Source organism: Nodosilinea sp. AN01ver1 (assembly GCF_050565655.1).
Lineage (GTDB): Bacteria > Cyanobacteriota > Cyanobacteriia > Phormidesmidales > Phormidesmidaceae > Nodosilinea.
In genome coordinates, this window is sequence record NZ_JBNXVS010000009.1 from 74,071 (window position 1) to 99,203 (window position 25,133).

20 protein-coding genes are annotated in these 25,133 nt (G+C 57.2%); 5 read left to right on the forward strand and 15 right to left on the reverse strand.

The window, feature by feature from the left end:
• Nucleotides 1-72: 72 nt before the first annotated feature.
• The gene (gene treY / locus ACQ4N7_RS09960) at nt 73-2,865 is read left to right on the forward strand and encodes a malto-oligosyltrehalose synthase (RefSeq protein ID WP_430711454.1); all 2,793 of its coding nucleotides are present in this window, start codon (nt 73-75) and stop codon (nt 2,863-2,865) included.
• 88 nt (nt 2,866-2,953) lie between these two features.
• On the opposite strand, the gene ACQ4N7_RS09965 is transcribed toward treY, so the two are convergent.
• From ACQ4N7_RS09965 to ACQ4N7_RS10015, 11 genes are all read right to left on the reverse strand, one after another.
• A complete protein-coding gene (locus ACQ4N7_RS09965) occupies nt 2,954-3,232 on the reverse strand; it encodes a hypothetical protein (protein ID WP_430711455.1) in 279 nt (92 codons plus the stop codon).
• Nucleotides 3,233-3,688: 456 nt separating this feature from the next.
• On the reverse strand, nt 3,689-4,441 hold the full coding sequence (urtE, locus tag ACQ4N7_RS09970; protein WP_430711456.1) for an urea ABC transporter ATP-binding subunit UrtE: 753 nt from the start codon (nt 4,439-4,441) through the stop codon (nt 3,689-3,691).
• Nucleotides 4,442-4,577: 136 nt separating this feature from the next.
• The gene (gene urtD, locus ACQ4N7_RS09975; RefSeq protein ID WP_430711457.1) at nt 4,578-5,708 is read right to left on the reverse strand and encodes an urea ABC transporter ATP-binding protein UrtD; all 1,131 of its coding nucleotides are present in this window, start codon (nt 5,706-5,708) and stop codon (nt 4,578-4,580) included.
• A 256-nt stretch (nt 5,709-5,964) separates the two neighbouring features.
• Nucleotides 5,965-7,140 carry an urea ABC transporter permease subunit UrtC gene (urtC, locus tag ACQ4N7_RS09980; protein WP_430711458.1) on the reverse strand — a complete coding sequence of 392 codons (1,176 nt, stop codon included), beginning with the start codon at nt 7,138-7,140 and terminating at the stop codon, nt 5,965-5,967.
• Nucleotides 7,141-7,144: 4 nt separating this feature from the next.
• A complete protein-coding gene (locus ACQ4N7_RS09985; RefSeq protein WP_430711527.1) occupies nt 7,145-8,314 on the reverse strand; it encodes an ABC transporter permease subunit in 1,170 nt (389 codons plus the stop codon).
• Nucleotides 8,315-8,745: 431 nt separating this feature from the next.
• On the reverse strand, nt 8,746-10,050 hold the full coding sequence (gene urtA / locus ACQ4N7_RS09990; RefSeq protein WP_430711459.1) for an urea ABC transporter substrate-binding protein: 1,305 nt from the start codon (nt 10,048-10,050) through the stop codon (nt 8,746-8,748).
• A 373-nt stretch (nt 10,051-10,423) separates the two neighbouring features.
• Nucleotides 10,424-11,068 carry an urease accessory protein UreG gene (ureG, locus tag ACQ4N7_RS09995; protein WP_430711460.1) on the reverse strand — a complete coding sequence of 215 codons (645 nt, stop codon included), beginning with the start codon at nt 11,066-11,068 and terminating at the stop codon, nt 10,424-10,426.
• Nucleotides 11,069-11,183: 115 nt separating this feature from the next.
• Nucleotides 11,184-12,473 carry a glutamyl-tRNA reductase gene (locus ACQ4N7_RS10000; protein ID WP_430711461.1) on the reverse strand — a complete coding sequence of 430 codons (1,290 nt, stop codon included), beginning with the start codon at nt 12,471-12,473 and terminating at the stop codon, nt 11,184-11,186.
• A gap of 422 nt (nt 12,474-12,895) precedes the next feature.
• Nucleotides 12,896-13,933 (reverse strand): class II fructose-bisphosphatase, encoded by a 1,038-nt coding sequence (glpX, locus tag ACQ4N7_RS10005; RefSeq protein ID WP_430711462.1) that lies wholly within the window; start codon nt 13,931-13,933, stop codon nt 12,896-12,898.
• A gap of 96 nt (nt 13,934-14,029) precedes the next feature.
• On the reverse strand, nt 14,030-15,067 hold the full coding sequence (locus tag ACQ4N7_RS10010; RefSeq protein WP_430711463.1) for an S-layer homology domain-containing protein: 1,038 nt from the start codon (nt 15,065-15,067) through the stop codon (nt 14,030-14,032).
• Between the two features lie 28 nt (nt 15,068-15,095).
• A complete protein-coding gene (locus ACQ4N7_RS10015; protein ID WP_430711464.1) occupies nt 15,096-17,570 on the reverse strand; it encodes an ATP-dependent Clp protease ATP-binding subunit in 2,475 nt (824 codons plus the stop codon).
• A 502-nt stretch (nt 17,571-18,072) separates the two neighbouring features.
• On the opposite strand from ACQ4N7_RS10015, the gene ACQ4N7_RS10020 reads away from it, so the two are divergent.
• The 3 genes from ACQ4N7_RS10020 to ACQ4N7_RS10030 all read left to right on the forward strand — a co-directional run bounded on the left by ACQ4N7_RS10020 (nt 18,073) and on the right by ACQ4N7_RS10030 (nt 20,673).
• Nucleotides 18,073-18,849, forward strand: a complete 777-nt coding sequence (locus ACQ4N7_RS10020; RefSeq protein ID WP_430711465.1) for a hypothetical protein — start codon at nt 18,073-18,075, stop codon at nt 18,847-18,849.
• A 426-nt stretch (nt 18,850-19,275) separates the two neighbouring features.
• Nucleotides 19,276-19,785 (forward strand): flavodoxin FldA, encoded by a 510-nt coding sequence (fldA, locus tag ACQ4N7_RS10025; protein WP_430711466.1) that lies wholly within the window; start codon nt 19,276-19,278, stop codon nt 19,783-19,785.
• A 144-nt stretch (nt 19,786-19,929) separates the two neighbouring features.
• Entirely contained in the window at nt 19,930-20,673 is a 744-nt protein-coding gene (locus ACQ4N7_RS10030; protein WP_430711467.1) for an alpha/beta fold hydrolase, read from the forward strand.
• Between the two features lie 193 nt (nt 20,674-20,866).
• On the opposite strand, the gene ACQ4N7_RS10035 is transcribed toward ACQ4N7_RS10030, so the two are convergent.
• The 3 genes from ACQ4N7_RS10035 to ACQ4N7_RS10045 form a co-directional block, all read right to left on the reverse strand.
• The gene (locus ACQ4N7_RS10035) at nt 20,867-21,571 is read right to left on the reverse strand and encodes a DevA family ABC transporter ATP-binding protein (protein ID WP_430711468.1); all 705 of its coding nucleotides are present in this window, start codon (nt 21,569-21,571) and stop codon (nt 20,867-20,869) included.
• 45 nt (nt 21,572-21,616) lie between these two features.
• Nucleotides 21,617-22,789, reverse strand: coding sequence for an ABC transporter permease DevC (devC, locus tag ACQ4N7_RS10040; RefSeq protein WP_430711469.1), 1,173 nt, complete (start codon nt 22,787-22,789; stop codon nt 21,617-21,619).
• Nucleotides 22,790-22,866: 77 nt separating this feature from the next.
• Complete coding sequence (locus ACQ4N7_RS10045; protein WP_430711470.1) at nt 22,867-24,048, reverse strand: HlyD family efflux transporter periplasmic adaptor subunit; 1,182 nt, start codon at nt 24,046-24,048, stop codon at nt 22,867-22,869.
• 161 nt (nt 24,049-24,209) lie between these two features.
• On the opposite strand from ACQ4N7_RS10045, the gene ACQ4N7_RS10050 reads away from it, so the two are divergent.
• Nucleotides 24,210-24,395, forward strand: coding sequence for a hypothetical protein (locus tag ACQ4N7_RS10050; RefSeq protein WP_106872213.1), 186 nt, complete (start codon nt 24,210-24,212; stop codon nt 24,393-24,395).
• A 130-nt stretch (nt 24,396-24,525) separates the two neighbouring features.
• Here the strand turns inward: ACQ4N7_RS10050 and ACQ4N7_RS10055 are convergent, their stop codons facing one another.
• Nucleotides 24,526-25,038 (reverse strand): cyclic nucleotide-binding domain-containing protein, encoded by a 513-nt coding sequence (locus tag ACQ4N7_RS10055; RefSeq protein WP_106922281.1) that lies wholly within the window; start codon nt 25,036-25,038, stop codon nt 24,526-24,528.
• Between the last annotated feature and the right edge of the window lie 95 nt (nt 25,039-25,133).

Below are 25,133 nucleotides of genomic sequence, written 5' to 3' on the forward strand. Positions count from 1 at the left end.
CTGGCGCGGGTGTTACTCCCTCGACTAAGGGTTCTAGTTTATTGAATTTCTCATCCTCTTTTGGAACTCGCCATGCGTATTCCCACCGCTACCTATCGCCTTCAGTTCAACCCGGAGTTTGGCTTTGCTGCGGCCCAAAGCGTTGTTGACTATCTCAAGAATCTGGGCATTTCAGACATTTACGCGTCGCCAATTTTTAAGGCGCGGCGGGGCAGCACCCACGGCTACGATGTGGTTGACCCCACTCAGCTCAACCCCGAACTCGGTGGTCAGGAGGCGTTTCAGCCGCTGATCGATACGGCACACCACCACGGTCTGGGCTGGCTGCAGGATATTGTGCCCAACCACATGGCCTACGACGGCCAAAACCGCTACCTCATGGATGTCATGGAGTACGGCCCCAACTCGCCCTATTTCGACTTTTTTGATATTGAGTGGGAAGGGCCTGAGGAACTGGGCGGCAAAGTACTCGCGCCTATGCTGGGCGATTTTTACGATCGCTGTCTGGAGCGGGGCGAGATTCAGCTCAGCTACGATGAGTCGGGCCTGAGCGTTAACTACTATGGCTTGCAGTTCCCGGTGCGAATTGAGTCCTACGGGCGGTTTTTGAGCTACCAGTCGGGGCGGCTGGCGCAGCATTTAGACAAGCGCGATCGCACGTTTATCAAAATTTCTGGCATTCTCTATCTGGTCAAAAATGCCATCGTCGATTTGCAGGGGCGCGAGTACCGCGACCAGGCCCAGTTTGCCAAAGGGCTGCTGTGGGATGTCTACCAGGACAGCGATGAAGTGCGCGAATTTATCGATCAAAACCTGGTCATTTTTAACGGCACTCCCGACCAGCCCAGCAGTTTTGATCTGCTCGACGAGCTGCTGTCAGAGCAGTTCTACCGGCTCTCGTTCTGGAAGGTGGGGGCAGAGGAGCTCAACTACCGCCGCTTCTTTACCGTCAATGAGTTAATTTGCCTCAAGGTCGATAACGAAGAAGTCTTTGACCAGACCCACGACCTGATCTGCCAGATGGTGAAGGGCGGGCAGTTTAACGGCGTCAGGGTTGACCACATTGACGGGCTGTACGACCCCACCCGCTATTTGGAGCGGCTGCGCGATCGCCTGGGCGATAGCTACATCGTGGTCGAAAAAATTCTGGAGGAGGAGGAAACGCTGCCCTCGGGCTGGCCGATTGAAGGCACCTCTGGCTATGACTCGCTGATTCAGCTTAACGGCATTTTTTGCCAGCAGGAAAATCAGGACTCATTTACCCACATCTACCAGCAGCTGACCGGCGAAACCACGCCCTACACCGAGCTGGTGCGGCAGAAAAAACAGCTGATTGCCGACACCAACCTGGTGGGCGACATCAACAACCTGGCCCGCTTTCTCAAGCGGGTGTGTCAGCAGTACCGCTACGGGCGCGACCTGACGCTGTACGGGTTGCGCACCGCCATCGAAGAGGTGCTGATTGCCTTTCCGATCTACTGCACCTACGCCAACGAAAAGGGGATTTCGGAGCGCGATTTAGCCTACGTGCAGGAGGCGATCGAGGCGGCCCGCCGGCGCATTCCCCAGCTGGTCAACGAGCTCAACCTGATCGAAAAGTTTCTGTCGCTCAACTACGAGGGCTCGCTGCCCGAGGAAGAAAAGGCCCAGTGGCTGCACTTTGTTATGCGTCTGCAGCAGTTTACCGGCCCGCTGATGGCGAAGGGCTTAGAAGACACCCTGTTCTACAGCTACAACCGCTTCATTAGCCTGAACGAGGTGGGTGGGTCGCCGGGGCATTTTGGCCTCTCGGTGCGGCAGTTTCACCAGCGGCAGCAGCAGCGGCAGCAGCAGTGGCCCCACGCCATCAACGCCACCTCGACCCACGACACCAAGCGCAGCGAAGACGTGCGGGCGCGGCTCAACGTGCTGTCTGAGCTGCCGACCGAGTGGGAGACGGCGGTGAACAGCTGGCGCAACCTCAACGGCAGCCACAAAACAGTGGTGCGCGATCGCGTGGTGCCCGATGCCAACGACGAGTATTTTCTCTACCAAACCCTGGTGGGGGCCTTCCCCTTTGACGACAGCGAACTGGCTAGCTTTAGCGATCGCATGGCCGACTACGTGGTTAAAGCGGTGCGCGAAGCCAAAGTGCACACCGCCTGGCTGCGCCCCGATGCCGACTACGAAGATGGCTTTGTGGCCTTTACCCGCGCCATTCTCACCCCCGGCGATAACAATGCTTTTCTCAAGGCGTTTCGTCCGTTTCAGCAGCGCATTGCCGATTACGGCATCTACAACTCGCTGGCCCAGGTGGTGCTCAAGCTGATGCTGCCGGGGGTGCCCGACATTTACCAGGGCCAGGAGCTGTGGGACTTTAGCGTGGTTGACCCCGACAACCGCCGCCCGGTCGACTACAACCTGCGCCGCCACTGGCTGCACGAGCTGCAGCACTGGGCCGAGGGCGACCGCCCTGGCCTGCTGCAAAACCTGCTGGAGTACCGCCGCGACGGACGGATCAAGCTCTGGGTGACCCACTGCGGCCTCTCGGCTCGGCAGGCCCACCCTGAGCTGTTTGAGCAGGGCGACTACCAGCCCCTCTTTGCCCGCGGCCCCGCCGAAGACAGCGTAGTGGCCTTTGCGCGGCAGCGGGGCCGCCAGTGGGTGGTGGCGATCGCCCCCCGCTTTTTGACCCAGCGGATTGCCCCTGGCGACTACCCGATTGGCAAAGTGTGGGCCGATACCACCCTGGCCCTACCTGGCCACGTGCAGAGCTGGCAAAACTGGATTACTGGCGAAACAGTGACCCCAGCCGAAGATACGCTCCTATCGACCATACTGGCCACGTTTCCGGTGGCTATCCTCATTGGCGAAGCCGCCGATTAACCCCTGTGTGAACAAAAATGGCCGCCCATAGGCGGCCATTTTCACAGCAGTTTGTGAAAGGGCCAATATGTCTGAGGCCCAGCCTTGTTTAGCTAGCTTCAGACATATCGTGATCGATTAGTTCTTTGACATGGGCGGGCTGAAGCTCAAGCCAGTCAATCATTTGGTTCAAATTCCAGCCTCTGTACTGTGCGATCGCGCGAATTTGAGCCAGGGTAATGGTTGGCGTAGGATCAATCAGCCAAGATTTAATACTGTTTCTGGGTAGTTTTAATAAAGCTTCTAGATTTTGTCTTTCGTGATAATAAGGTTCCCGTTTTAGCCACTCCAGTAGAGCCGCAGTATTCCAGGGATAATAATTTCGCATTATGCAGAAGCTCATTTGCAGTTGTCAAATATTGGGATCGAGAATCGACAATTCCGATACTAGAACCCAAAAGTGACAGCTTTGTGACTAGCGTTTCTACATTATTCCTTGTTATTTGGAGCCACGATAAAACAAAAATTTTTTGGCTAAGGAATATTTTTCGGCTATGTCCCGGCAGGTGGTGCCCATGGCCTCGTCAGCTATGGCGCGGCCCAGTATCTAAAGGCATAAGCTGATAGCTCAAAAGCGCCGCCCTGACAACCCTGGGACAAAGTTGTGACTGCCGATGATGCGATCGAGGATGAGAATAACCTCATCCCTGGTTAGTGCTGTTGTTAGGCCAAGCAGCAGGCACGTCCAAATCTCAGGCCCGCTGCTGACCATCGACGCTTGTTCACATCCCAGCCGACAGAAGCGATAGTTTGCTCTGATATGAACAGATTGCGTTTGAGCCGGTTAAACCGCCAGGAACTCCTGAATAATATCGTTGGTGAGTTCGCTGGTGGGGCCGTGGGCCACAATGCCGCCCCGCTGCATGGCGTAGTAGTAGTCGGCCTGGCGCACAAAGTGCAGGTGCTGCTCGACCAGCAGCACCGAAATGCCGGTGGTTCTGACAATTTTCTTTACCGCCGCCTCGATATCGAGAATGATCGAGGGCTGAATGCCTTCGGTGGGTTCATCGAGCACCAGCAGTTTGGGCTGCCCCATGATGGCGCGGGCGATCGCCAGCTGCTGCTGCTGCCCCCCGCTGAGGTCACCCCCCATGCGATCGAGCATGGTCTTGAGCACCGGAAACAGCTCGTAGATTTCCTCGGGTACCTCCTTGGTGGGCTTGCCCCGACTGCCCAGCGCCTCCTGACCGATAATCAGGTTTTCTTTCACCGTCAGCCGAGGAATCACCTCGCGACCCTGGGGCACGTAGCCAATGCCCATCCGGGCGCGGCGATCGGGAGAAAGCCCGTTCACGACCTGCCCCTCAAAGCGAATTTCACCCGTGCGAGGCCGCAGCACCCCCATGATGTTTTTCAGCAGCGTGGTCTTGCCCACGCCGTTGCGGCCAATTAAGCACACCATCTGTCCCTTGGGTACCGTCATCGCCACGTCCCGCAGAATGTGGCTTTCGCCGTAGTAAAAGTTCAGCCCCGAGATATCGAGCATGGGGGCCGTAAGCGGATCTTGAAGTGCGGGAGCGGGGAGGGTAGTGGTCATGGGTGGAAGTAGGTGATGAGGTGATGAGGGTAAGGAAGATGAGGTAGTGTCGGGGTATAAGGGGTCGGGTGCCTTTGAAGTGTGGTTAATATCTCTGGCAACCATCAAAAGGCACCCGACCCTGGGCTCAAAACTTTTAGCCTCGCGCCGCCAGTTCCTCCAGGGCGGCGGCTTCGAGGCGGCTGACGGTTTCGGGCGGCAGGCCCAGCAAATTCAGCAGTTTTTGGTAGACGACCGCTTCGCTCTGGTTGATTTGGTTGGAGCTAATTACCTCATAGCTGAGCATCAGGGCTTCTTCGCGCTGGGCCTCGGCAGTCAGCTGGGGCACCAGATCTTCCAGCGGAATTTCTTTGGCTAGAAGGTCTCTGAGATCGTCGCGCAGGCTGGCCTGCTCCTCGGGGCTGTGGGCAAACTTGCGGCTGAGGCGATCGAGAATCACCTCCTGCTGCACATCGGCAAAGTTGTCGTCGGCCCAGGCCATGGTGGCGGCAATGCGCAGCAGCAGCATTTGCTCAGGGGTAAGGGTGGTTTCCTTGCCCAGGTAGACTTCGATCACTTTCGGGTCGTTCTGAACCTGATCCATCGTGCCTTCGCAGAGCACAGTGCCCTGGTGCAGAACCGTGACCTGGCGGGCAATCTGGCGCACAAATTCCATGTCGTGCTCAATCACCACAATGGAGTGGCTCTCGGCCAGCGACATCAGCAGCTTGCCGGTTTGCTCAGTTTCTTCGTCGGTCAGGCCTGCCACCGGCTCATCGACCAGCAGCAGATCGGGCGACTGGGCGACCAGCATGCCAATTTCGAGCCACTGCTTTTCGCCGTGGGAGAGCAGGGCAGCGGGCAAATCGGCCTTGTGGTCGAGGCCAATAGTTTCGAGCAGACCACCGACGGTGCGCTTTTCGGCTGTCGGGGTCTTTTTGAACAGGGTGGCAAAGACGTTTTTCTCTCGGTTGCAGGAGAGCTCCAGGTTTTCGCGGGGCGTGAGGTTGAGGTATACGCGGGGAGTCTGGAACTTACGGCCAATGCCGAGGCGAGCGATCTGGTGCTCTTTATACTTGCGCAGGTCCTGACCTTTGAAGTAAGCCGCTCCTTCGGTGGGCTTGGTTTTGCCGCTGATTACGTCCAAAAAGGTGGTTTTACCGGCACCGTTGGGGCCAATGATGACGCGCAGCTCGCCCTCATCCATGCTGAAGTTGAGGTTTTTGAGAGCCTTAAAGCCATCAAAGCTAACGGTGACATCTTGAATATCCAGAACTTTAGTGCTCATGGGGGAGTAGATGAGTGGATGGGTAGGGTGGGCAATGCCCACCATAGGAGCTGTCCGGGTAAGTTAGAGTGGGCAATGCCCACCACGGGAGCAATTGGCCGGGTAGGGTGGGCACTGCCCACCATTGACCAACGGGGTTGATAGAGATTGTTTACTGGCTTTGCCTGAATCAGGTTTGGTGCATTGCTGGCGCGAATGCACCCTACAGTGACTGTGACCTGTTGTTGGGCTTGGGCAGTTGGGGGCATTGCCCACCCTACTTTTCGGCGAATTCGGGAGTTTCGGCCACCGTTGCCACCTCGGCAGTGTCTTCGAGGTAGGGCAGGTCGGTGGGTGCCAGTCCCAGGGCTGAACTGACCATGGAGCCAAACTGGCGGCGACCCCAGCCAATGATGCCGTCGGGTAGGGCGGTGACCACAATCAAAAACAGCGCCCCCTGGAAGAACAGCCAGACGTCGGGGAACCGCTCGCTGAGCAGGCTACGGGCCATATTGACCAGCACTGCGCCCAGAATGGCCCCCACCAGGGTGGCACGACCGCCGACGGCAACCCAGATCACCATTTCAATGGAGAAGGCAATGTCCATGAACTGGGGGGAGATAATGCCGGACTGCACGGTGTAGAGGGCACCGGCGATGCCTGCGATCGCCCCAGAGACCGCAAACACCAGCACCTTAAACGCCGTTGGGTCATAGCCCGAGAAGCGCACCCGGTTTTCGTCGTCGCGGATGGCCACCAACATGCGGCCAAAGCGTCCGCTGGTCAGCCAGCGGCAGAGAGCGTACATCGCAATCAGGGCGATAACAGTGCTGATGTAGAAAAACATCCGCATGCCGTCGCTGCCCACGGCCTGGCCCATAAACACTGAGGTCGAGGTTTTGAGGCCGTTGGTGCCGTTGATCAGCTTTTGCTGACCGTTGAACAGGTTAAAGAACACCACCAGGGCAGCCTGGGTCAAAATTGAGAAGTACACCCCGCGAATGCGGTTGCGGAAGACCAGGTAGCCCAGCAGCCCCGCCACGATCGCCGGAATAGTGAAAATCGCCAGCAGCGTAAACGGAAATGAGTTAAAAGGTTGCCAAAACCAGGGCAGCTCGGTGACGCCGTAGAGACCAAAGAACTCAGGCAGCTGGCCCTCGCCCAGGGTGTTGAGCTCCAGGTACATGGCAAAGGCGTAGCCGCCCAGGGCAAAAAAGATGCCGTGCCCCAGGCTGAGCAGGCCGGTAAAGCCCCAAATCAGGTCAATGCCTAAGGCAACAATGGCCAGGGCCAAAAAGCGCCCCAGCAGGTTGAGCCGAAAGCCGGTGAGCAGCATCGGCATAATCAAAATCAGGATCAGCGCGATCGCAATTACCGCGATCGCCTCGATCATAAACTTGCGTTTTTGGCTGGCCTGCGCGGCGCGGCGCGGCTGCGAAGTTACTGTAGTCATAGCCCTATAGCTCCACCGAACGACCCTTCGGCGGGAACAGCCCAGCGGGCCGCACCTGCAAGAAGGCAATAATCAGCGCAAACACCATGACCTTGGCCATGCTCGTGGTGGCAAAGAACGTAAAGAAAGCAATGGCGGGCTGGAAAAACGCCGTCGATGGCAACAGCAGCGCCATCGTGCCAGACCCGACCAGATAGCTGGTCACGCCAATAATCAGCGCCGCCACAATGCTGCCCACTAGCTTGCCGACTCCGCCCACCACCACCACCATAAAGGCGTCAACGATGTAGTTCGACCCCAGGTTGGGACCGACCGAGCCCAGCAGCGTCACGGCGCACCCCGCTATGCCCGCCAGGCCAGAGCCCAGAGCAAAGGTAATCGCGTCAACTTGCCCGGTGGGAATGCCTAAGCAGGCGCTCATGCCGCGATTTTGGGTGACCGAGCGAATGCGCAACCCCCAGGCCGTACCGTTGAGAAACCAGTACACCGCCACCAGGCAGAGGGCCGTCAGCACAATGATGAACAACCGGGCCGAGGGAAACTGCAGCGTGTCGCCTACCGAAATGCCGCCCCTTAGCCAGCTCGGCGGTGTCACATCCACATTGCGGGTGCTAAACCAGGCCCGACTAAAGGCGGCGCTGGTGCCGCTGCTAATCAGCACCCAGGCCAAGACTGAAATGGCGGCCGAAAGCCCTAAAAACACAGGGTTAGCCCACGACTGAATGCGTTCCCAATCGGTGTAGCGAGTCAGCACCCAACGCCCGACCAAGAACAGCACCGCAAACATGACCAGGCCAATCACCATCGGCAGGCTCACGCTGCGGATGAACTGAATCAAAATTAAGCTCACCCCCCAGGTGGCCAGCAGCGTCTCCAGGGGTCGCCCGTACAGGTAGCGAATGACGGTGCGCTCTAGCAGCAGCCCCAGCAGCGCCGCCACTAAAAATGCCAGCGGTAGAGCCGCAAAAATGTAGAGATCGGGGGCTATACCGCCCATGCTTTTGGCCACATTTTGCACTACGAAGGTAGTGTAGGCCCCAAACATCATCAGTTCACCGTGGGCCAGGTTGATGACCCCCATTAAGCCAAACACAATGGCTAAGCCCAAGGCCACAATCAACAGCACCGCACCAATGCTAATGCCATTAAAAAGGCCGCCAATCAAGCCTTCCAACACAGCGTTTACCGATTTAAGAACAACACAGAACGCACTAAAAAATTAATCAATCCTGATGGATACCAGGCTCAAACGTCATAGAGATACTAAACGCAGCCCTACAGCAAGAAATGTCCATGTTTGACAGTTTCGCCTTGTTTCAGGGTTCCACTGCAAACCGTGCCAGCCCTAATTCGATTGAGTCATGGTTAAAGAATGACTAAGCCCAAAATAAGAGAACCAAACATTCTAAAACGTGCTAAAAGCTTAAGCCTAAAAGGTTTAAGCTAAGACGCTTAAGTTCCTTAATGAACTGTCAATTTAGAGGTCAGCAGAAAAAAGTTTGGCCCAGGCTTTAGGGGTGTCTATACAGACAGCGGGGACACAGCCTGCTGCATCCCCGCCAAACGTTCGTTCGACAGCGCCGCGATCGCGGCTACAGCCCAACCTTAGATCTCGAACTTGCCACCCTTAGCTGGGTCAGACCAGTCGCAGGCAAAGCCGATGGTGTCGGGCACAAACTGGTTCCAGGGCTGAGGATCGATGGGACCATCGGTCTCCCAAACGATATTGAACATGCCATCGTCCATCACTTCCCCAAGCCGCACTGTCTTAGACAGGTGGTGGTTGGCGTTCATGGTAACGGGGCCTTCGGGGGCAGCCATTTCCTGGCCGTAGGCTGCCGCCCGCACCTCAGGAATGTCAAAGGTGCCTGCGGCTTCCACCGCCTGCTTCCACAGGTAAACCATGATGTAGGCCGCTTCCATGGGGTCGTTGGTGACTCGGTCTTCACCAAACTCAGCTTTGAAGTCGGCTACCCACTTCTCGTTCTCGGGCGTCTCTACGGTTTGGAAGTAGTTCCAGGAGGCTAGGTGGCCGGTCAAAAACTCGGGGCCGATTTGGCGCACTTCTTCTTCAGCCACGCTCACCGACATCACCGGGTATTGGTCAGGGCCCATGCCTGCACCCTGCAGCTGCTTAAAGAAGGCTACGTTGCTGTCGCCGTTGAGGCTATTGAAAATGACGCCACCGTTGGGCAGAGCCGCTTTGATTTTGGTGATAATCGGGGTAACTTCGGTGTTACCCAGGGGCAGGTAGTCTTCGCCCACGGTATTGCCGCCCTTAGCCGCCAGCTGCTCTTTGATGATGGTGTTGGCGGTGCGGGGAAACACGTAGTCAGAGCCAACCAGGAAGAAGTCAGTGCCCTTGTTTTCCAGCAGCCAGTCTACGGCAGGCTCGATCTGCTGGTTGGGGGCGGCCCCGGTGTAAAAGATGTTTTTGGAGCACTCTTGACCCTCGTACTGCACGGGATACCACAGCATGTGGTCTTTCGATTCGAACACGGGCAGCACGGCCTTACGGCTAGCTGAGGTCCAACAGCCAAACACTACAGCAACCTGGTCCTGGTCAATCAGCTTTTCGGCTTTCTCTGCGAAGGTGGGCCAGTCAGAGGCCCCATCTTCTACTACGGCCTCAATTTGCTTGCCTAAAACGCCGCCAGCGGCGTTGATCTCTTTGATGGCCAGCTGCTCAGCATCCACAACGGTGGTTTCACTGATGGCCATGGTGCCGCTGAGGGAGTGCAGAATGCCGACCTTGACAGTCTCTCCGTCGCCAGCGGCTGCTTCGGTACCGCCGTCAGCAGCCCCGGTATCGGTGGTGCTGCTGCTGCCGCAAGCCTTTAGCAGCATAGAGGTGCCCAGGGTCGCAGACCCGTACACCAAAAACTTACGCCGATTAAATCGAGTTACCATTCAACCTCGCTCCTGACTCACTTTAATGGGAAGAGTGTTTAACCGAAAATTTACGCAGACCGTCAGAGTGGATATTAGGGTTAGTAATGGACAACTAAGTGTAGTGTTTGATACCAAAAAGCCCAACTTTTTTGTAACGTTTCCACCGCTCCGAAAACGTTGACAACCGTCGTGAGACAGATTTTGCTCGATAACCCGCAAGAGAAGGCCCAGCTGGTGCTGTTCTAGAACTTGGGGATCGCCTTGAAATTAGGGGGCTTACGGCCATTAGTCGGCTAAGTGGGTGCCTTTTTTGCGGCCCAGAGAATTTAGCGGCGACTCGATATCAACATCGCTAGTTCCTGGGCTGGCCCAAGCGATCGCCTGCATGATCTCAACGGCTGGTCAGGGTTGCTGGTTGATCTGCCGCTGCGTGGTAGCCAATAAAGTCGATGATGGTGGCTAGCCCCTCCTGAGTTTTGAGGTTGGTGAAGCCAAAGGGGCGATCGCCCCGCATCTGCCGCGTATCTCGCTCCATCACCTCTAGACTGGCCCCCACCATGGGAGCCAGGTCAATTTTGTTGATTACCAAAAAGTCTGACTTGGTGATTCCCGGCCCGCCCTTGCGGGGAATCTTGTCGCCAGCGGCCACATCAATGACGTAGAGGGTTAAATCGACCAGTTCGGGGCTGAAGGTGCTGGCCAGGTTGTCGCCGCCGCTTTCCACAAACACCAGATCCAGCGGGTGAAAGCGGGCCTCTAGATCTTCAATGGCGACCAGGTTCATCGAGGCGTCTTCGCGAATGGCGGTGTGGGGGCAGCCGCCGGTCTCGACCCCGACAATGCGATCGGGGCTGAGCGCCTGGCTACGTACCAAAAACTGGGCGTCTTCCTGGGTGTAAATGTCGTTGGTGACCACGGCAATGGAGTAGCGATCGCGCAGCGCCTTGCACAGGCTGTCTACCAGGGCCGTCTTGCCCGAGCCCACTGGACCCGCCACACCGACACGAAAGGGACTGGCGCGAAAGGGAGTTGTCATAGCCGCTCAATCGAAGGTAAGGATGCTCGATATCTTACACCCAAGCAAAAGACCCCGGAGGTTTCAAAAACCTCCGGGGTCTAGGCCGACTAGCAACCCCAGACTTTCTTGGCTGCTAGCTGTACTTTTCGTTAGAGGCGGTCTCCAGGTCAAACAGCACCTGGAGGGTTTGCATCGCGCGCTTGCGAGCTTCGATGTCGCGCTGGGCGCGCAGCTGCACCATGGGGTCGTGGAGAATTTTGTTGACAATGCCGCGGGTGAGGGCTTCGATCACCTCCTGGTGTTTTTCAGCGAACTCGCTGCCCAGTCGCGATAGGGCCTTCTCTAGCTCCTGCTCACGAATGGTTTCGACTTTGCTGCGCAGGCTGCTGATCGTGCTGACGGTGTCGAGCGATCGCCACCAGTCCATAAAGCTCTCCACCTCCTGGTCGAGCAGCCCCTGGGCCTCCATCGCCATCCGGCGGCGGCTGGCCTGGTTTTGGGCCACCACGGCCTTCAGGTCATCGACGTTAAAGGCGTGGACGTTGTCCAGCTCATTGGCGTTGGTGTGAACGTTGAGGGGCACCGAAATGTCGAACACCATCAGGGTGCGGTTGTTGACCAGCGGAGCCAAGTTGTCGCGATCCAGAATGGGCTCGGTGGCCGAAGTACAGGTAAACACCACGTCGCAGGCCTCCACCGTCTCCAGCATGGCGTCGAGGGTGCCGGTGCGAATGTTGGCATCGGGGAACTGCTTGGCCAGTTCGTTGGCCCGATCAATAGTGCGGTTGAGAATGGTGATAGTGCAGGAGTCTTTAGAAACTAAGTGCTGCACCAGCAGGCGCGCCATCTTGCCCGCCCCCAAAATGCTGACGTGGCAGCTGTTCAGGTGTGGCACCTTCATGCGGGCCAGCTCTACGGCGGCGGAGCTAATCGAAACGGCCCCGGTGCCAATGCTGGTTTCGCTGCGCACCCGCTTGCCGGCGGTGAGCGACTGCTTGAGCAGTCGATCGAGCACCCGGCCAATGCTCTTGTGCTGCTGGGCCAGCTGGTGGGCGTGCTTCACCTGAGCCAGAATTTGGCCTTCGCCCAGCACCAGGCTGTCGAGGCCCGCCGCAACGCGCATGAGGTGGTTAACGGCATCCTGATGCAGCAGAATGAACAGGTGCTGGCGCAGCTCGTAGAGGGGTAGGCCGCTGTGCTCAGACAAAAACTGGGTCACTTCGCGAATGCCCTGCTCGGTGGCCTCGGTAACGATGTGAATTTCGAGCCGATTGCAGGTGCTGAGAATAGAGACTTCGTCGATGTGAGGGCAGTGGGTGAGATGGGCGATCGCATCACCTGTCTGAGCCGTCGGAATGCTAAGTTTTTCGCGAATTTGTACCGGGGCGGTTTTGTGGCTCAGGCCAATTACGGCGATATTCATTCTTCCTCCACGCGTTTAATTAAGTCACCTAATTTATGGTGTCGGCAGCCCCCTTACCAGGGCCACAAGTTTGCCAGGGTGAGCTGGGGTCAAGGGTTACACCGTACACAATTGCCAATATGTTTGAACTTAGAGATAAATAGGGCTCGACTCAAGGAAACTCAACAAAAGTCCATCAAAAACTGTGAACATAGCCCAAAAAAAAGATGCGAAGAACCCGCATCTCTAGGTTAACGAATTGGAGGCTATCACCTGAACGTTTCCTGCACTGGCGAGAGCCATCTTGGCCGAGTTTTAGATGTTCTCTCGGTCCTCGCTCGCTATAAAAAGTTGCCCTCTGCCCCCTAATTGTAAAGGGGGGCAGAGAGAGGTCTTGCAATCAGCCTCGCCTAGCGCTGAATTCGTTAAATTAGCGTAGGTATCTAGCGAATTTGCAGAGACTTGGGCTGGTCAACCATGTGAATAGTATCCACAAAGCGGGCGGTCTTCGACTGGCTGGAGATGACCAGCGACTGAGTGCGGACGCCGCCGTGGAAGAAGCGCACCCCGTTCATGAGTTCACCGGAGGTGATCCCGGTAGCGGCAAACAGCACGGTTTCGCCAGAGGCTAGCTCATGGGCATCGTAGACCTTATCGATGTCGGTAATGCCCATTTCGTTCAGACGAGCGATGTTGGCCTCTTTGCTTTCCCCAATCAGGCCGGTTTTAACCACTGACGGGTCGTAGATCAGCTGCCCCTGGAAGTGGCCCCCCAGGCAGCGCATAGCGGCGGCGCTAATCACCCCTTCAGGGGCAGCGCCAATGCCCATCAGCGCGTGGGTGTTGGTACCCGAGAAGGCGCAGGAGATGGCGGCACCCACGTCACCGTCGCCAATCAGCTTGACGCGGGCCCCGGCATCGCGAATTTCTTTGATCAGGTCGTTGTGGCGATCGCGCTTCATGACTACAACCACTAGCTCATCGATCGCGCGATCGAGGCACTCGGCCAAAATCTTGAGGTTCTCGGTGGCCGACTTGTTGATGTCAACTTTGCCCTTGGCCTGGGCCGGAGCCGCCAGCTTCTTCATGTAGAAGTCGGGGGCCGCAAAGAGGCCTCCTTTTTCAGAGATCGCCAGCACCGCCATCGAGCCGTTTTGGCCGTAGGCTACCAGGTTGGTGCCTTCGCAGGGGTCAACCGCGATGTCAATTTCAAGCAGTTCGTCGGGGTTGCAGAAATCTTTGGCGTTTGGCTGGGTGCAAATGCCGACTTCTTCCCCGATGTAGAGCATAGGAGCATCGTCCCGCTCACCCTCGCCAATCACGATGCGACCGCGCATGTGAATCTTGTTCATGCGCTCCCGCATGGCTTCTACGGCCACCTGGTCAGCGATATTTTTTTCGCCCTTGCCCATCCAGCGGGATGACGCGATCGCAGCCTGTTCGACAACCTCAATAATCTCAAGACCGAGGGTACTTTCCACGGGATCAATCCTCCAAACTGCCTATATTTAATGGGTTTTAGCGTTCCCCACCTCGACTTCTCAGTCTATCAGACGGTGGGATCAAGGCATAGAGAATCAGGGCACGGCATACTCTGAGTTCACCGCAGGCAGCTCGCCCCGCTCTACCAGCGCCTGGTGAATCATCGCCACAATCTCGGCGCGGGTCGCCGCCTGGGCCGGTTTGAGCTGGTCGCGCCTGGGGTAGTTCACCACCAGGCCGTTCTCGGTAGCAGCGGCCACCTTGGCTCTGGCCCACTCGGGCAGAGGCCCAGCATCCACGAACGATTGCAGGGTTTGCTCAGGGGCAGGCGACGGCTCCAGGTTGAGGCCCGTGGCGAGAGACACCAGCACTTCGTAGCGGGGCACCGCTTGGTCGGGGCGAAAATCACCCTCTGGATAGCCGTTCATAAAGTTTTGGCTGACGGCGTTGGCGATCGCCGGAGCCGCCCAGTAGCTGTCGGGCACATCGGTGAAAGCAATTACCGAGCCCTCTCGCGGCGCATCGCCAAAAGCTTGACTAATCAAGGCCGCTAGTTCAGCTCGGGTGAGGGGCTGGTCAGGCTGAAAGCCGCTCTCCGGAAAGTCGGGCAGGTACCCCTGGTCAAACATGGGCTTGATGAAAGGATAGGCCCAGTGAGTGGGGGGAACATCGGAAATATCGAGGGGCTGAGTGGTTTCTGCGGCGTCGGTGGCTGGAGCGGCAGGGGCCGTATTGGGGACCGCCGGAACGAGAACAGCTTCGTCGCGCACAGCCGCACCAGAACGCCGGGTCTCGCCATCCAGGTCGGAACTCACGGCGCTATCGGGAACATCTTCGCGGGGGCGATCGCTTCGCTCTAAGACCCGTGGTTCAAAGTCGTCGGTCTCTGCCTCGGCTTCCGGTAGCCCAACTGCCGGTGGATTATTGGCTCGTCGCTGCAGCAGGTCGGCTCCGGCCCACAGGTTTGAGTTGCGGCTCAGGCCCCACCACAGGATGGAGCCTATACCGACAAAGGCCAGCACCACCGCCAGCAGCTCGTCAAAATCCAGGATCCGGTTGCCTTGGGAAGGCGATCCGGTAGCGGGGCGGATTGGATCGGGCTGATTGGGCTGGTCGGGGGGCAGGTTTACCATGGGGGCGGGCTGGGGATAACGTCCAGGGTTATCCTACCAGAGCGGGCTGGCGGACTGGAGTGACGATCGGATTGCCCTCGTCGTCGAGGTCTAGCTGAGCGCGATCGCCCTCCTCCAGGGTGCCGACCAAGATGGCCTCGGCCAGGGCATCTTCGACCAGTCGAGCAATGGCGCGGCGCATCGGGCGAGCCCCGTAGCGCTGGTCGTAGCCCTCGGTCGCCAGGCGAGCCCGGAAGGCATCGGATAGGGTCACCATCATCTGGCGGTCGGCCAGGCGACGGTTGACCTGCTCCAGCATCAGGTCGGCAATCTGGTTCACCTCGTCGCGGGTGAGCTGACGGAAGACGATGATCTCATCGATGCGGTTCAGCAGCTCGGGACGGAAGTACTGCTTCATCTCCTCGTTGACCAGGTTGCGGATGTTGATGTACTGGCTGGTGGCCGCATCGGTGGTGGCAAAGTCAAAGCCCAGGCCGGTGCCGCCCTTCTCAATCACCTGCGAGCCAATGTTAGAGGTCATGATGATCAGCGTGTTTTTAAAGCTCACCGATCGCCCCTTGGAGTCGGTCAGCAAACCGTCATCGAGCACCTGCAGTAGCAGGTTAAAGACCTCGGGGTGCGCCTTCTCAATCTCATCCATCAGGATGACGCTGTAGGGCTGCCGCCGCACCGCTTCGGTCAGCTGACCGCCCTCGTCGTAGCCGACGAATCCGGGAGGCGACCCGATCAGCTTGGACACCGTGTGGCTTTCCATAAATTCCGACATGTCAAGGCGGATCATGGCGTCTTCGGAGCCAAACAGCGCTACGGCTAGAGCCTTAGACAGCTCAGTTTTACCGACCCCAGTGGGGCCAGAGAACACCAGACTGGCGATCGGGCGATCGGCACTGGCCAGGCCCGATCGCGCCCGCCGAATTGCCTTGGCGGCGGCCACTACGGCCTCGTTCTGCCCAATCACCCGCTCGTGCAGCACATCCTCAAGGTGCAGCAGTCGCACCGCCTCGGTTTCGGTCATGCGGTTGACCGGAATGCCCGTCCAGGCGGCCACGATATCGGCGATGTTCTCTTCGTCCACCACGGGCTGGGGCGGCAGGCTACCGGCTTCGGCTTCGCCGTACTCAGGAATATCGGCCTGCAGCTGCTGCAGCAGATCCTGCCGCTGCTCCCGCAGGGCCTTAGCCTTCGAGAAATCTTGCAGCTCAATGGCTTCATCAAGTTCTTTGTTGACCTGACGCAGCTGCTGCTTCAGCTCTTTAGAGGGGTACTTGGGCATAAACCGCAGTTTTACCTGAGAACCCGCCTCGTCGATCAGATCAATGGCTTTGTCGGGCAGGTGGCGATCGCTGATGTAGCGGTCCGACAGCTTGGCGGCGGCGGCCAAAGCTTCATCGGTCAGGCTCACCTGGTGGAACTGCTCGTAGCGGCTGCGAATCCCGTACAAGATTTCAATGGTCTCGTCCACCGAAGGCGGATCGACCATCACCGGCTGGAAGCGCCGCTCCAGGGCCGCGTCGCGCTCAATATATTTGCGAAACTCGTCGAGGGTGGTGGCCCCAATGCACTGCATCTCACCCCGCGCCAGGGCGGGCTTGAGCATGTTGGCCGCGTCCAGGCCGCCCTCCAGGGAGCCAGCGCCAATCAGCGTGTGAATTTCGTCAATGACCAGCACCACATCGGGGTCTTCGCGCACTTCCTGAACTAGCTGGGTAAGGCGCTCCTCAAAGTCGCCCCGGAAGCGAGTGCCCGAAACCAGCGAACCCATATCCAGGCTGATCACGCGCTTGGTGAGCAGCGCTTCAGGCACGTCCTGATTGGCAATGCGCTGGGCTAACCCTTCGGCGATCGCGGTTTTACCCACGCCCGGCTCGCCCACCAGGATGGGGTTGTTTTTGGTGCGGCGGCCCAAGATTTGCACCACCCGCTCAATTTCTTTGGCGCGACCGACAACGGGGTCAATTTTGCCTGCTGCGGCCACCGCCGTCAGGTCGGTGCCAAACTCAGACAAAATTTTGCCTTGTTTGCGGGTGCTGTCGCGATCGCTGCCGCGACGCCCGGTGGGTAGCGCTGCCACCTCACCGAGCTCTTGAATAATGCGGGTGCGCACCTTGGCCGGGTCTACGCCAAGGTTGGTCAGCACTCGGTAGGCAACGCTTTCGGTATTCTGGCAAAGGCTGAGCAGCAGGTGGGCAGGCTCGATATAGGGCGAATCTACCTTGCGAGCCTCCTGAAAGGCCTGTTCAAAAACCTGCTTGACCTTTGGCGTAAACGGAATTTCGGGCGGTACACTACCACTGCCCCGGCCAATAATGGCTTCGACCTCGGCTCGGGCATCGTTTAGGTTGACCCCAAACTCCCCCAGCACCTTGGCCGACAGAGTAGCTTCCTCCTTGATCAGCCCCAACAGCAGCTGCTCGGTGCCCACGAAGTTGTGGCGCAGCCGACGAGCCTCTTCCTGGGCCTTCATAATGACGGCAATGGCGGTGTTGGTGAAATGTTCAAACATGGTGGTTAGTCGGTACCAGTTTCGTGAGGAGCAACGGAAAGACCAGAACTAACTGAGTAAGCTCTAGCTTGTAATTGGCTGCGGCTGCAGATGAGAGGCCGTAGCCAGGGCCAAACCCAGGATGTAGAGATACGACAGGGGTTTGTACTTAGTAATACTTTACGTAGAGGCATGCATACCCCGCAGTGGGGAGAACCGTAGGACTAGGTGGGGTTTAGGCTAGATAAATCCTCCTGAATGCGAACATGGGGCTAAAAACGAAAGCGAAATAGTCTTTCCTTAGAAAATATTTACAATACTTAACTTATTCTATAGCCTCAGGACCGGCATCGGCAAATGACTGGTTCTAAAAATCGGCAAAATTAGCGAAGCCGCTGAAAAAAATCGCTCTATCATTTCAGAACAACGGGGCGGAAATGAGTTCCACTGACTCAATGCCGCTGCCCGAGGCAATATCAGATAAAATCAGTACATATAAACTACACTACAACCCAAGCTGACTGTGACAGTTGCCATAGAGTTTGCCAATTCAGAAGATCTTCGAACCGCGCTAGAGCGCTGGCTCGAAGACTATGGCCACAGTGTTCACCGGCAAGTGCCCTGTCCCGACGGCGGCGTAGTTGATTTGCTCACCCCTGTCTACGCCATCTTTTGCCCGCCCAGCCTCGCACCATCTGACCTGTGGGCGGCTGTTGACACCATTCAGGCGCGCCAGCCCGACTTTCCTGACCAGCAACCGGTGATTGCCGGGCTCACCCCAGCAGCCGACCTAGACGCGATCTACGAGGTTGTGGAGCAAATTAAGGCCAAGGGCATTGAGGTCTGGTTGCTCGATCAGATGCCGCCCTTTGTGGAGTACTACACGGGGCTAAATGCTGAACCAGCGCCGCCAGTGCCGGAGGGGTTTAACCGACGCAATCCTCTGGCGGGCTGTTTGATTTCGCTCGGCATGGCGGCCATTCTCAGCGCTAGCTTTTGGCTGGCCTACCGCATTCTCGATCGCCACCAGATGCAGATGTCGACCAACAGCCAGGAGAACCGCTTGTGGGAGCAGCTTTACACCGCTGTTGACGTCTGGGACATGGATACCGCCCTGGTGAGCCTGGAGCGCTTAGGCAATAGCCACAACCCTTGCGTATCCGAGTTTGCCGATCGCTTTGAAACCAGCCTCAGACAGCGTGGGTCGGAAGGGTTTAGGGATATTAACCCCATCAAGCGCGCCCTCAACATGGAGGATGGCTGCCGGCTGGAAATCCGTGAGTACGAATTCTCTCAGTAGCTCAGGCTCAGCGACGGGTAGGTGATGAACTGAGGCCGCGATTGCCTCTGGTTTAGGGCAACAGGCGCGATCGCGGTCGTTCATTTTTGTTGCGACTAAGCGTCAATAGAATGCTGTTAACTACAACTCCCTAAAGTCCCCACCAGGCGTCCTTAGGGTGGATGAACGCAGCCTGAGTTTGCCCATTCAAGTGCAACCCTGGGGGGGGGCTGGCCACTTCGCCTGCCTTAGCAAAACTTAACCTTAATCTATTGAGAATGATTCCGATCTGTGGTCAAATCTCCTTATTGAGTTTTTTTCTCAATAAGCCCTGTGTTGAGACGACCTCAGTAGTGTTGGGTTAACTTCTCCTCTCTTGGGGGGCGTATAGGGCTCCAACATCCTGCCCCCCTTTTCTCTTCAACTTAATCTGGAAGTACGGCTGTAATGACTAAAATTGGCCTGTTTTTTGGTACCCAAACTGGCAACACCGAAGCGATCGCAGAGGCAATTCAGGCCGAGTTTGGGATCGACACCGTTACGCTTCACGACATTGCCAGCGCCACGCCTGACGACTTTGCTGAATATAGCCACCTGATTATTGGCTGTCCCACCTGGAACATTGGTGAACTACAGGCCGATTGGGAAGGCTTCTACGACGAGCTAGACAATGTTGACTTTAGTGGCAAGCAGGTGGCCTACTTTGGAGTAGGTGACCAGGTAGGCTATGCCGACAACTTTCAAGATGCCATGGGTATTTTGGCCGAAAAAATGACTGGACTGGGAGCCACTACCGTAGGTCAATGGCCCACTGAGGGCTACGACTTCAGCGATTCTAAAGCCGTACAAAACGGCAAGTTTGTTGGGTTGGCCATTGATGAAGACAATCAGCCCGAGCTAACGGAGGGCCGCATTAAAGCCTGGGTGGCCCAGCTGCGATTAGCTTTTGGAATTTAACCTATCTCGCAAGGCGCAGAATTTTTGCCGCTCCTATTCAAACGTTTCTAGACGTTTTTACGGTGAGCACTGCCCAATGCGGCTTTAAGTAGGGTCAGTTTTTAGCTGCCCGCCTCTTTGTAACAGCCCACTATTCTAAATCCCATGACTTTATCAACCTGTCCCGATGCTGTGTGGCTCAACGTTAGCCCCAGCTTTCAGCGGTTTGACCACAAGCTGCTGGTCAACCTGGCCCGCCATGTGGAAGTGGCCCACTGGGCCTATCGCCAAACCCCAGAAGAACCCAGTTCGCTCGACATTGCCGTCACCCTGCTGCACGACTATCTCAAAGGCCACGACCGTCCGGTACATTTGCTGGGTCACGGTACCGGCGGGCTGGTGGGGCTGCTCTACGCTCGCCAAAATCCCCACCGCGTGAAATCGTTAACCCTGCTGGCGGTGGGCGTAAACCCCATGATTGATTGGCAGGCCCACTACTACGCCCAGCTCGAACGACTGCCGTGCAGTCGACAGCGGGTGCTTAGCCAAATGGTTTACAGCCTGTTGGGCCATCAGGCGCGGCCCCTGGTGTCCGGCTGGGTCAATGTGCTAGAGCAAGATTTGCTCCACTCGGTGTCGCCCCACTCGTTGCTGAAGCGGGTTAGCCTCTGCCCCGGTAGCGTGGTAGTGCCCCTGCTGGTGTGCGGCGGCGAAGACGATTTTGTGGTTGACCCGGCCCAGATTCAGGGGTGGCAGCCGTGGCTGAAGGCGGGCGATCGCATCGCCCTCTGCCCCGGTCGCCACTTCTTTCACGCCGATTCCCCCCATTCGGTAGCCAACCTAATTTTGAGCTTTTGGGGAACTACCGAGTCGGTGCTGGTGCCACCCCAGGGCCTGACTATTCCCTAAGTTCCAGCAGTGGGGTTAGCGTGACGCGCCTGCTCAACAGCCTGGAACAACAGGGACAGCTGGTGCGGTTTAGAAAGCGCCGGGGCGAAAAGCCCTCTAGCGGCGCTAGGCCTGGTTCGAGCCGAGCAATTTTGCTACCCCATCCTGAGCGGCTATCTTGTTCAAATAATGGTATAACCGCTCGATAGACTGCTCACTGAACAACGGCAGCAGCAGGGCTTTCGGTTCTAATCAACCGCCCGTCTTCCATGTGAATAATGCGGTGGGCGATGTCGAGAATGCGGTTGTCGTGGGTGACCAGCAGAATGGTGCAGCCCTGCTCCTGGGCTAGGCGCTGCATGAGCTGCACCACTTCGCGCCCCGACTGGCTGTCCAGGGCGGCGGTGGGTTCGTCGGCCAAAATGAGTTTGGGCTGGGTAACCAGGGCGCGGGCGATCGCCACCCGCTGCTTCTGCCCTCCCGAAAGATTGTCTGGCCTGTAGTTGACCCGATGCCCCAGCCCCACGGCGGCCAGCATGGCGGTGGCCTGGGCCGTGCGCTCGTCGTAGCAGAGATTCGGCTGCAGGCGCAGGGCCATGCGCACGTTTTCCTGCGCGGTCAGACAGGCCAGCAGGTTGTGGGCCTGAAAGATGTAGCCGATCCGGCTGCGCAGCTGAACCAGCTGCTGTTTGCTGGCTCCCAACAGCTCCTGGCCCAAAATTTTGAGACTTCCCTGCTGGGCCGATCTGAGTCCACCCATCAGGCTCAGCAGCGTGGTCTTGCCGCTGCCCGAAGGCCCCGTCAAAATCACGATTTCGCCCGGCTGAATAGCGAGGTTGATGTCGATTAGCACTGGCTTGGCCAAAGAACCTTTGCCAAAAGCATGGTGCAATCCCTGGATATTGACGACAGGTTCCATAGCGGCCTCTTCAATCCAAAACCCAAATGCTGAACTACAAAATTCCTAAAACACGTCGGCGGGGTCAGCCGATCGCAGCTTGCGCACCGCGATCGCCGCTGACAGCACCCCCATCACCAGCGTCATCGAAAACACCTGTAGCCCCACCCCCAGGCGCATCAGCACCGCGACTCCAGTGAGGTTGCTGAGCAAACTGTAGAGCCCCAGCGAGCACAGAATGCCGGGCATGAACCCCAGCACCGCCAGGATGGTAGCCTCCTGAAACACCACCAGCAGGAGCTGCCGGTCAGAATAGCCAATCGCTTTGAGGGTGGCGTACTCCGACAGGTGGTCGTTAACGTCGGAATACAGCACCTGGTAGACGATTACCACCCCCACCACAAACCCCATAATGGTGCCAAAGTCGAAGATAATTCCTGCCGGTTCTTTGGCCCAATAGCTCTCCTCCAGCTCGATCAGCTGAGTATGGCTGAGCGCGCTAATTTCCTCGGGCAGGGTGCGCTCTAGCTCAGCCATAACTGTTTGGATGTTGGCCCCAGGTTCGAGCTTGAGCACTCCGGCATGGAGCTGGTTGGCCTGGGTCGCCCCAAACAGGCGCAGGTAATTGACATCGCTGATCACAATATGACCGCGCTTAAAGATGTTGCTGCCCAAAGCAAATGTGCCATTCACTCGCATTTTGCGGCCCTGCACCTCAATCGGGGTGTCTTGGCCAGCGGTGAAGGCCTGGGTGATGGCCCCCAAAGACGGCAGCGATTTGACGTCAAACAGCATGCGATCGCTCTGCTCTACCAGAGCCAGTTGATCGTTGATGGCGGGCACAGCCATCACCGGCTGAGCCGGGTTCATCGCGATAACGGTAATGTTGGTCGTCTTGCGATTGTCGGGGTTTACCCAGCTGGCGGGGCTGTAGTAAAACGGTCGAGCTGTGGCCACTCCCGGCACGGCAGCAGCCCGGTAGAGCTGGGGCTTATCAAAGGTTTCATTGCCGAGAAACTGGCTGGTTTCGTTGATTAAAAACACGTCGCCATCCAGGCTGGCGGGCACGTTGGTGGTGCCGCTAAACATAGCCGAGCGAAACCCCAGCTGCATGAAGATTAAGATGTTGGCGAAGGAGATGCCCGATAGCGCTACTAACAGCCTCACCCGCTGATGGGAAAGTTGGGACCAGGCCAGGGGTTTTTCCCGGCGGGGTAGGGGTAACTTACCAAAGACCATGGATCGCCCATCGTAAAGAATGCGGCTTCAATCGTTAAAACCTCTCGTGCCAAGAGAAGAGTGGCCGTACCGGCCCGCTAATCTACCTGAATTTTGACCCGCACCTGCATATAGGTGAGTCCCGCCACCTGCTGGCTGGCTGTAGAATCTAGCTTGATTTTGACTTCTACTACGCGGGCATTACTGTCGGCAGCTGGGTCAGAGTCGAGCACGTCGGTCTTGCGAATTTGCAGCCCAATCGATTCCACTTCACCCCGCAGCGTGTTGGTAAAGCCACCATTTTCGCTGGTGATCTCCGCTCGCTGACCGATCGCCAGCTTGGGTACATCGGTCTCGTAAACTTCGGCAATGACCACCATCTGCTCGGTCTGCCCCAGGTCGACAATGCCCTGGTCAGGGTTAACTCGCTCGCCGACGCGGGTGTTGACGCGCAAAATTTGCCCTGCCACCGGCACTCGCACGTAAAAATCTTCCAGGTCAGCCCTGGCTCGCTCAGCCTGGCTTTGGGCATAGGTCACCTCGGCCTGGGCGACAGTGACATCAACCGGGCGAATTTCGGCCAGCTGATCCAGGCTGGCTGTGGCCGACTGAATTTGAGCGTTCAGGGTTTGGCGATCGCCCGCGAGCTGAGCTTCCGCATCGCGCAAACTGGCGCGGGCGGTATCTAGGGTTTTCTGGCGGCTGTCTAGCTCGGTAGCGCTGACGGCCCCACGGCTGTAGAGCTGGCGGTAGCGATCGTAGCTGGTCTGAGCTTCGCGCAGAGTGGCCGTAGCCCCAGCGATCGCCGCCTGATTTTGCTGCTCGGTAGCCCGCAGTTCGGCTTCAAGCTGGCGAATAGTAGCTTGCTGAGCCGTTTGTTCACTGGGCGTGGCGGTAGCGGTTTGCGCCTGAGCGACTTTGGTGCGCTGGAGCGCTACGTTTTGCTCGGCCTCAGCCACCTCAGCCTGGAGTTTTTCAATCCCCTGCAGCGTCGCAATTACCTGATTGGCCTCAACGCGATCGCCCTCCTGCACCAGCAGCTGGTTTACCCGGCTGTCCTGAGCATTGGCTACCGACAGCTTAATCACCGATGAGGTGGGCTCGATGCGCCCCAGGGCCGCAACCGTGGGAACTGGGGCTGGGGCTGTCGCTACCGGAGCCGGGGCTGGGCGGGTGAGCTGCGATCGCAGGGCGTAAACTCCCCATCCGCTGGCCAGCAGCAGTGCTGCGGCGGCCAAACTGTAGGTATTGGTTTTGGTGGCAATGGCTTTAAGGGTCATGCTTCCCAGAGTATTTAGGTAGAGCGACGAACAGACTAAACCGTTTTAATCAAAAGTTGTCCCTAAGATTCCCTTAAGAAAGTAATGGCTACCAGGCCACATGCAGTGATTTTTAGAGGTCTATTGGGTACGCTGACTGGGCATATCTGAGAGCGAAGACAATGGTAAAACGCGCCTATCAACCGCTGAACGATCCTCAGGCTGGCGACAAGCTAAAGCAGTTTCGCCAAGACCTTAACGAAGAGCTGGAGCATGCCATTGAAGGCCACGAGTTTAAGATGGTCTATATTGGCATCGCTACTCTAATCGCCTTTGCCTCTGTCATCTATCTGGCCTGGAAATATTAGAGAGCACTATTGTTTAGACTGCCCTCTGGCTGCTAAAGCTAGTCCTAAGTAAACAAAGGGCTACGAAGCTAGATTGTTTCGCAGCCCTTTTTGTAAGAATGAATGTAGGCGATTGAACTATAAGGTGGCGCTAGTGCAGGTACACCTGGATGCCTATCACAATGGCGACTAGAAGCACAACTGGAATTGCGATCGCCGCCATGCCGTTGTGGCTTTTAACCACCCGGGATTCATGACTAATCACAGCCGATTTGATGGTTTCATGCATCTCTTCGCGCAGCTTAGTGAGTTCACCATCTAGGCTGTCAGCGCTGTAGAGCTGCCGCAGGCGGTCAAACACATCGCGAGCCAAGATCAAGCTCTTTTCAGGATTCTCAAATACCATATCCATGATTTCGTCGTGGGAAAAAACCACAATTTTGGCTTCTTCTTTGGCCTGAGCCGTTGACGATCGAGGACGGCGATCGATTAGTTCTACTTCACCAAAAACTCGCCCAGGCCCTAACGATTTTGCCACTACCTGACCAGTCTCTGGATAGGTGTCAACCAGGTCAATGCGGCCCGATTTGACTAAATAAACCTGCTGGCTTTCATCCCCTTCCCGGTAAATTACATCGCCTGGAGCATAGGTGAGTTTTTCCATAAGAATTTCACGCGGCGCGTTAGTTTCGCGACTATTGTTCCCATACTAAATCCAGTTCTACCGGCCCCAAGGTGGGCAGCCTGAATACAATTCCG